Origin of the sequence: Microbacterium sp. H6 (genome assembly GCF_003314775.1) — a bacterium.
In the GTDB taxonomy this organism is placed as follows: domain Bacteria; phylum Actinomycetota; class Actinomycetes; order Actinomycetales; family Microbacteriaceae; genus Microbacterium; species Microbacterium oxydans.
The window spans coordinates 17,343-25,585 of record NZ_QOAY01000253.1 but is presented as its reverse complement, the minus strand read 5'-3'; the positions used below and the strand labels follow the sequence as shown (position 1 = coordinate 25,585).

Annotated in this window: 9 protein-coding genes; 8 read left to right on the top strand and 1 reads right to left on the bottom strand. The window is 69.4% G+C overall.

What is annotated here, in order from left to right:
• The 3 genes from DSP71_RS16100 to DSP71_RS16090 all read left to right on the top strand — a co-directional run.
• The coding region (locus DSP71_RS16100) for an IMP dehydrogenase (RefSeq protein ID WP_181800757.1) at positions 1 to 739 on the top strand (739 nt) is incomplete at its 5' end.
• Between the two features lie 113 nt (positions 740 to 852).
• Positions 853 to 2,169, top strand: a complete 1,317-nt coding sequence (locus DSP71_RS16095; protein ID WP_113681591.1) for a hemolysin family protein — start codon at positions 853 to 855, stop codon at positions 2,167 to 2,169.
• A complete protein-coding gene (locus DSP71_RS16090) occupies positions 2,166 to 3,227 on the top strand; it encodes a hemolysin family protein (protein WP_046749470.1) in 1,062 nt (353 codons plus the stop codon). The genes DSP71_RS16095 and DSP71_RS16090 overlap by 4 nt, the downstream gene beginning before the upstream one ends.
• Before the next feature lie 64 nt (positions 3,228 to 3,291).
• Here the strand turns inward: DSP71_RS16090 and DSP71_RS16085 are convergent, their stop codons facing one another.
• Entirely contained in the window at positions 3,292 to 4,359 is a 1,068-nt protein-coding gene (locus tag DSP71_RS16085) for an NADH:flavin oxidoreductase/NADH oxidase (RefSeq protein ID WP_113681590.1), read from the bottom strand.
• A gap of 56 nt (positions 4,360 to 4,415) precedes the next feature.
• On the opposite strand from DSP71_RS16085, the gene DSP71_RS16080 reads away from it, so the two are divergent.
• The 5 genes from DSP71_RS16080 to DSP71_RS16060 all read left to right on the top strand — a co-directional run.
• On the top strand, positions 4,416 to 5,249 hold the full coding sequence (locus DSP71_RS16080) for an NAD(P)H-hydrate dehydratase (RefSeq protein ID WP_061017300.1): 834 nt from the start codon (positions 4,416 to 4,418) through the stop codon (positions 5,247 to 5,249).
• Complete coding sequence (locus tag DSP71_RS16075; protein WP_230977869.1) at positions 5,246 to 6,478, top strand: hypothetical protein; 1,233 nt, start codon at positions 5,246 to 5,248, stop codon at positions 6,476 to 6,478. Before DSP71_RS16080 ends, DSP71_RS16075 begins: the two co-directional genes overlap by 4 nt.
• 4 nt (positions 6,479 to 6,482) lie before the next feature.
• Positions 6,483 to 6,842, top strand: coding sequence for a thiamine-binding protein (locus tag DSP71_RS16070; protein WP_113681589.1), 360 nt, complete (start codon positions 6,483 to 6,485; stop codon positions 6,840 to 6,842).
• The gene (locus DSP71_RS16065) at positions 6,835 to 7,302 is read left to right on the top strand and encodes a GNAT family N-acetyltransferase (RefSeq protein WP_113681588.1); all 468 of its coding nucleotides are present in this window, start codon (positions 6,835 to 6,837) and stop codon (positions 7,300 to 7,302) included. The genes DSP71_RS16070 and DSP71_RS16065 overlap by 8 nt, the downstream gene beginning before the upstream one ends.
• Positions 7,299 to 8,243: MFS transporter (locus DSP71_RS16060; protein WP_147251345.1), on the top strand; the 945-nt coding region annotated here is incomplete at its 3' end. The genes DSP71_RS16065 and DSP71_RS16060, both read left to right, overlap by 4 nt.

Genomic DNA, 8,243 nt, shown 5'->3' with positions numbered 1-8,243 from the left:
CCTCGCCGCCGCCGGCGTCGACGTGCTGGTGGTGGACACCGCCCACGGACACCAGGAGGGCATGCTGCGAGCGCTGCGGGCCGTCGCCGAGCTCGACCTCGGTCTTCCCGTCGTCGCGGGCAACATCGTCACCGCGGAGGGCGTGGCCGACCTGGTCGACGCCGGTGCGTCGATCCTCAAGGTCGGCGTGGGTCCCGGCGCGATGTGCACCACCCGCATGATGACCGCGGTCGGCCGCCCGCAGTTCTCCGCTGTGCTCGAGACGGCGCAGGCGGCGCGGGAGCTCGGCGCGCACGTCTGGGCAGACGGGGGAGTGCGCTACCCCCGCGATGTCGCTCTGGCCCTCGCCGCAGGTGCCGCCTCCGTCATGGTCGGTTCGTGGTTCGCGGGGACGATCGAAGCGCCGGGCGAGTTGCAGCGCGATGCGGAAGGCCGCCTGTTCAAGGAGTCGTGGGGCATGGCGTCGACCAAGGCGGTCCAGGCCCGCTTCGGCAGGCTCGACGCCTACGAGCGTGCGCGCAAGGAGCTGTTCGCTGAGGGGATCTCGTCATCGAAGATCTACCTCGACCCGCTCCGGCCCGGCGTCGAGGATCTCCTCGACATGATCACCTCGGGGGTGCGATCCTCGTTCACCTACGCCGGGGCTGCATCCGTCCCGGAGTTCCATGACCGCGCCGTCGTGGGTCTGCAGTCGGCGGCCGGCTACGAAGAGGGCAAGGCGCTTCCGGTCAGCTGGTGATCGTTGCGCGCATACACGGTCGCGTTGGGTACAATCGTCGGCATAATGGACGACCCTCCCAGTTGTAGAACATCGCCCCACTGTCCGCCTCTCTCACAGGAGAGGAACCTCTGATGGACTACATCATGTTGGGCGTGGGGCTCTTGCTCACGGTCGGCACCGGCCTCTTCGTCGCCAGCGAGTTCGCCCTGGTGAACCTCGATCGCGCGGACCTCGAGGCCAGGCAGGCGAGAGGCGAGTCGCGGCTCTCCCTCACCATCAGCGCCCTCAAGCACACGTCGACCCATCTCTCCGCTGCGCAGCTCGGGATCACGCTGACGACCCTGCTCACCGGGTACACGATGGAGCCGGCGCTGTCGAACCTGCTGCGTCCGACGTTCATCGCCTGGAGCATCCCCGAGGCGGCCGTCACCCCGATCGCGACCATCGTGGCGATGCTGGTGGCGACGGTGCTCTCGATGATCCTCGGCGAGCTCGTCCCGAAGAACTTCGCCCTCGCGCTGCCTCTGGCCACTGCGAAGCTCGTGGTCCCGTTCCAGATCGCCTTCACGACCGTGTTCAAGCCGGCCGTCGTGGTGCTCAACGGCAGCGCGAACGGCGTGCTGCGCAGTATGGGCATCGAGCCGAAGGAGGAGCTCTCGGGGGCCCGGAGCGCTGAGGAGCTCTCCTCTCTCGTGCGCCGTTCCGCCAGCGCCGGTCTGCTGGAAGCCGATACAGCGACGCTCCTCGACCGCACGCTCACCTTCGCCCGGCTGACCGCCGCCGATGTGATGACGGCGCGTCCGAGCATGCATGCGATCGCGGCCGGCGACTCCGCCGACGACGTCATCCAGCTCGCCCGACGCACCGGGCACAGCCGTTTCCCGGTGTACGACGACGACCTGGACGACATCACCGGTGTCGTCCACCTCAAGGCGGCCATCTCCGTGCCTCGAGAGCGTCGGACCGAGGTTCCTGCCGGCGCGCTGGCGACGGAACCGCTCCGGGTGCCGGAGACCGTGCACGTCGACGCCCTGATCGCCGAGCTGCGGGCACGCGGCTACCAACTGGCCGTCGTCGTCGACGAGTACGGCGGCACCGCCGGTCTGGTGACCCTCGAAGACCTGGTCGAAGAGCTCGTGGGCGAGGTCGCCGACGAGCACGATCGCACCAGGGCCGGAGTGATCCGCAACCGCGAGGGCATCACGTTCCCCGGGGAGCTCCGACCGGACGAGCTGCGTCGTCGCGCCGGCGTCGAGGTGCCGGAGGGCGACGTCTACGACACCGTCGGCGGCTACGTCATGAGTGTGCTCGAACGGGTTCCGTCGGTCGGCGACGAGGTCGAGCTCGACACCGGCACGCTCCAGGTCGTGCGCATGGACGGTCGGCGAGTCGATCGGGTGCGCTACGTGCCGAGACCGCTCGCTGTCGATGAGGAGGTGACCCGATGAGCGATTGGGGCGGACTCGCCTGGCTCGTCGTGCTCCTGGTCGCGAACGCGTTCTTCGTCGGCGGCGAGTTCGCCGTGATCTCGGCCAGAAGATCGCAGATCGAGCCGCGCGCGGATCAGGGTTCGCGTGCAGCGAAGACGGCCCTGTACGCGATGGAGCATGCCACGCTCATGCTCGCGACCTCGCAGCTCGGCATCACGATCTGCTCGCTGCTGATCCTCAACGTGTCGGAGCCGGCCATCCACCACCTGCTGTCGGTGCCGCTGCATGCGCTGGGGTGGCCGGACGGCGCCGTCGATGCCGTGTCGTTCACGGTCGCGCTGCTGGTCGTCTCGTTCCTGCACGTGGTGTTCGGTGAGATGGTGCCGAAGAACCTCGCCTTCTCAGTGCCGGACCGCGCTGTGCTGATCCTCGCCCCGCCGCTGGTCTGGGTGTCGAAGGTCTTCATGCCGGTGATCTGGGTGCTCAACGCGGCGGCGAACGGCGTGCTGCGCCTGTTCCGCGTCGAGCCGAAGAATGAAGCGGCATCCACGTTCACGCTCGAAGAGGTCGCGACCATCGTCAGCCAGTCGCGTCGCGAGGGCGTGCTCATGGACACGGCGGGAACCGTCGCCGCCGCCGTCGAGTTCACCGACAAGAAGGCCAGGGATGTCGCTGTGCCCTTGAGCGATCTGGTCACTCTTCCGCAGTCGACGACGCCGGACGACATCGAGAAGGCGGTCGCCCGCTACGGGTTCTCGCGTTACGTGATCGTCGACGACGAGTCGGTTCCGATCGGCTACGTGCACCTCAAGGACATCCTGCGGGCGTCCGAGGGAGCGGACGCCGAGACCAAGATGATCCAGCCGGTCCCGGCCAAACGTATCCACCACATGGTGCCCGTTCAGGAGAACACCGACCTCGAGGACGCCCTCGCGGTCATGCGCCGCGCGGGCCGGCACCTGGCCAAGGTGCGGGACGCGGAGGGGAACACCACCGCTGTCCTGTTCCTCGAGGACATCCTGGAGGAACTGGTCGGCGAGGTTCAGGACGCGACACGTCGCTTCCGCGGACGCTGATCCTCCACCGCACGACGAAGGCCGCCGAATCCTGCACGGATCGGCGGCCTTCGTCGTCGGGGGCTCAGCGGGGACGGGCGCGCTCGTACTGCGGCGGCCAGGCGACCTCGGCGTCGAGCTCGTGCGCGGCGCGGAGGGCGAAATGCGGGTCGCGCAGCCACTCGCGTCCCGCGAAGATCGCGTCGGCGGCGCCATCGGCGAGCACCTGCTCCGCGTGGGAGGCCGCCGTGATGAGGCCCACCGCGGAGACCGGGATCCGACCGCCTTGACGCACGCCCTCGGCGAGCGGTACCTGGTATCCGGGGAACACGGTGATCTGCTGATGCGCCACGAGGCCACCGCTCGATACGTCGATCAGGTCTGCACCGTGCTGGGTCGCCCAGCCACTGACGATCTCCGCCTCCTCCGGCGTGAACCCGCCCTCCGCGTGGTCGGTGGCGGAGATGCGGACGAACAGCGGCACGTCGACGCCGGTGGCGTCGCGGACGGCGCCGACCACGCGCAGCAGTAGACGAGCGCGGTTCTCGAGCGAACCACCGTATTCGTCCTCACGGTGGTTGGACAGTGGAGAGAGGAACTGGTGGAGGAGGTAGCCATGCGCTCCGTGGATCTCCAGCACGTCGAAGCCCGCGGCGACCGCGCGATGAGCTGCATCGGCGAAGGCCTCCACCACGCGGTCGATGCCCGCCGTATCGAGGGCGATCGGGGTGTCGAAGCCCTCGTAGGCGATGGCGGACGGCGCGGACGTGGTCCATCCACCCTCACCGGTCGGCACAGTGCCTCGTTCGGGAGCCCAGGGCCACCACGTCGAGGCCTTGCGGCCGGCGTGGGCGAGTTGGATGCCCGCGTGCGAGCCCCGATCGTGGATCGCCTGGACGATCGGGGCGAGCACGTCGCGCTGCTCGTCGTTCCAGAGCCCCAGGTCGCGCGGCGAGATCCGCCCGTCGGGGACGACCGAGGTCGCCTCGGCGATGATGAGCCCGGCGCCGCCCGAGGCGAACTGCGCGAGGTGAGTGTGATGCCACTCCTGCGCCACGCCGTCGACGGCGCTGTACATGCACATCGGCGACACCCAGAGGCGATTGCGCAGGGTGACGGAACGGATGGTCAGCGGGGAGAAGAGAAGACTCACCGTTCGACGCTACCGCCGCGCAGGCGACCCGAGGGCCGTCGCACTAACGTGGAGTCATGGTCGAGGTGCGCGAGTGGACGCGAGATGACACGGCGCGGTTGTTCCGTGTTCCCACAGCCGACGACGACAAGTACGCCCGTGGTGTGGTGGCGCTTCGCACCGGGTCGCCCGCATATCCGGGTGCCGCAGTGCTCGGGGTGGAGGCCGCGTGGCGCACGGGCGCCGGATTCGTCCGGTACGTGGGCGCGGAGCGGGTGGCAGATGCTGTTCTCGCCCGACGTCCGGAGACGGTGGCGGGGGCGGATGTCGGCCGGTCGCGGATCGACGCCTGGGTGATCGGTTCCGGCACGGACCCCACCGACCGGGACGACGCGGAGCAGGCCGCCCTCGAGGCGATCGTCGCCGGCGATGCAGCCGTGGTGATCGACGCGGGCGCACTCGATCTCGCCGGGAAGGCGCGCGCTCCTTTCCTGGTGACCCCTCACGCGCGGGAGTTCGCCCGGCTGCAGGAGCAGCTCGGCATCTCCACGTCCGAAGAGGATCGCGCGTCGGCGGCCAGGAGGACGGCGGACCGGGTCGGAGGCACCGTGCTGCTCAAGGGAGCTCGCACGCTGATCGCGTCTCCTGACGGCGGCGTCATCGCCGTCGACGCGGGTACAGGGTGGCTGGCGACCGCAGGGACAGGGGATGTGCTCGCCGGGGTGCTGGGTGCCGTGCTCGCAGCGAACCAGGGCCGCCCGATCGCCGAGGTCGCCGCCGCCGGGGCGTGGATACACGGACAGGCGGGCCGAGTGGCCGCGGGGATGAGCGACGGCGGGACGGGGCATCCGATCGTCGCCATGGACGTCGCTGCGGCGCTGCCGCAGGCGATCGCGGACGTCCTCGCGTGAATCGCCCGCCGACCGGGGTGGCCGTGCTGTGGGTCGCCTTCCTCCTCGCCCACCTGCTCACGGCATGGGCGGGCTGGGTCTATCCCAGTCAGCCCATGGGCGATGTGGTCCTCGTCTACGAGCCCTGGGCTTCGTCAGCCCTCGACGGGGGCCCGATCGTCGGCGTCACCGAGACCTGGGTGTACCCGCAGCTCGCGCTCGTGCCGATGCTCGTGGCCAAGATGCTCGCGGCGCCGCTCGTGCCGCTGCTCGGGGTCTCCGGTGCGTACCTGATCGGGTGGGCTGCCCTCGTCGTGATCCTCGATGCGGTGGCGTTCGGAGTGCTGATCGGCCGCTCGCCGTCGCGCCCGCGCCGCGTGGCCGCCTGGTTCTGGTGCGCGGCGCTGCTCCTCCTCGGACCGATCGCGCTCTATCGGATCGATGCGATCACGGTGCCGATCGCCGTGATCGGCGGGCTCTGGCTCGTGAGTCGGCCGGTCGTCGGTGCTGCCCTCCTCACGGTCGGCGCCTGGATCAAGATCTGGCCGGGCGCGCTCGTGCTCGCCGCCGTGATCGCGCTCAGGGCGCGCATGCGGGTGCTGTTCGCCGCGCTGGCCGTCACGGCCGGAGTCGTCGCAGCGCTGCTCGTGCTCGGAGCGGATTCCGAGATCCTCGGCTTCCTGACGGAGCAGACGGGACGGGGACTGCAGATCGAAGCGGTCGCCGCCACGCCGTTCCTGTGGCTCGCCGTCACCGGGGCCGCCCGCATCGAGTACAGCTTCGAGATCCTGACCTTCCAGATCACGGCACCGGGCGTCGATGCCGTCGCGGCCGTGCTCACGCCCCTGATGGCGGTGTGCGTGCTCGCGGTCGCAGCCGTCGGCGCGCTCAAGGCGATCCGCGGTGCGCGCTTCACCCGGCTGTTCCCTCCGCTCGCCCTCGCGCTCGTGACGCTGCTGATCGTCACGAACAAGGTGGGCTCCCCGCAGTTCCAGACCTGGCTGATCGCGCCGATGATCCTGTGGCTCGTGCTCGACCGCGTCAGGGCGCGCGTCCCCGCCGTCGTCGTCCTCGCCCTCTGTCTGCTCACCTGCCTCGTCTACCCGATCGGCTACGACGCGCTGCTGCGAGCCGATACCCTCTCCGTCGCCGTCCTCACGGTGCGGAACGTCCTTCTCATCGTCCTGCTCGTGCTGGGCATCCGTGCTCTGCTTCGCGTACCCGTCCGCCAACCGAAAACCCTGGAGTGAACCCATGTTGATCGCCTTCTCCGTCGCCCCGAGCGGTACCCCGGCCGAGGGTGCCGAGCGCACCGATGCATCGGTGCACGACGCCGTGGCCGCTGCCGTGCGCGTGGTGCGGGAATCGGGCCTGGCGCACCGCACCACCAGCATGTTCACCGAGATCGAGGGCCCGGACTGGGACACCGTCATGGGCGTCGTGAAGCGTGCGACCGAGGCCGTCATGCCGTTCGGATCGCGGGTCTCGCTTGTGTTGAAGGCCGATATCCGGCCCGGGTACTCCGGAGAGCTCGACGCGAAGATCGAACGCCTCGAGGCTGCTCTCACAGAGGCGGGCTCGGAAGAGGCGGGCTCTGCGCGCGCGGATGACTGACGTCGTCCCGGCGACGTCGATCGCTCTTCGACCGGCGCTCGCCGAGGACGCCGAGTGGATCGCGGAGCTCCGGGCCGACGTGCTCAGAGTCGACCTGGAGCGACTCGGACGTTATGACGAGGTCCGTGTCCGGCAGCGCTTCCGCGACGCGTTCGAGCCTGCGCAGACGCGGATCATCGTCGTGGATGCCGTCGACGTCGGCTCTGTCGCCCTCCGCCGAGACGGCGATTCGCTATGGCTGGAGCACTTCTACATCTCTCCCTCGCACCAGGGTCGCGGGGTCGGGGGCCGCGTGCTCACGACGGTGCTCGACGGTGCCGGCCGGTACCGCCTCAACGTGCTCAGGGGCAGCCCGGCCCGAGGCCTGTACGAGCGCCACGGGTTCGTCGTCGATTCCGAGGACGACGTGGATGTGTTCATGACGCTCGATCGTCCGAGGGCCGGTAGGCTGTTCCGGTGAATCCCTCGACTGAATCGAGGGGTGCGGCGAAGTGGGCGCTCCTCTCTCTCGCCATAGGCAGCTTCGGAATCGGCATGACCGAGTTCGTGGTCATGGGCCTGCTTCCCAACATCGCCGCCGACCTGCTCCCTTCGCTCTGGGCGACCAGCCCGGAAGATGCGCTGAGCCAAGCGGGGTGGCTGATCTCGCTGTACGCGCTGGGTGTGGTGGTCGGCGCCCCGACCATCGCCGGTTTCGTCGCGCGATATCCACGGCATCGGGTGATGATCGTGCTGGCTCTCGCGCTGACGGTGTTCAACGCCCTCACCGTGGTGCTGCCCACGTTCGAGCTCGTCGCCGCGTCCCGCTTCCTCGCCGGTCTCCCGCACGGTGCGTACTTCGGCATCGGTGCACTCGTGGCGGCCGAGGTGATGGGGCCGGGCAACCGTGCCAAGGGCGTGGCCTTCATCCTCACCGGCCTCACGGTCGCGAACGTCGTCGGCGTGCCGCTGGGCACCTTCCTCGGACAGCAGTGGGGGTGGCGCTCGGCCTTCGCCGTCGTCGCCATCGTGTTCGCGCTCGCCACTGTCTGCATCGCGCTGTTCGTGCCGGAGCATCCGGGGGATCCAGGGCGCACGATGCGGCAGGAGCTGCGGGTGTTCCGGATCCCGCAGGTGTGGTTCACGTTGGGTGTCGGCGCGATCGGGTTCGGCGGGTTCTTCGCCGTCTACAGCTACATCGCGCCCCTGGTGACAGAGGTGTCCGGTTCGCCGGAGTGGGTCGTGCCGATCGTGCTCGTGCTGATGGGGCTCGGGATGACGGCGGGAAACCTGGTCGGTGGTCATCTCGCCGACATCGATCTGCGTCGCACGCTGCTCTTCGGTCTCGCCGCCATGGCTCTCGTCTTCGCGCTGCTCGCCTTCCTGTCGTTCTGGATCGTCAGCCTGGCGGTCGTGGTGCTC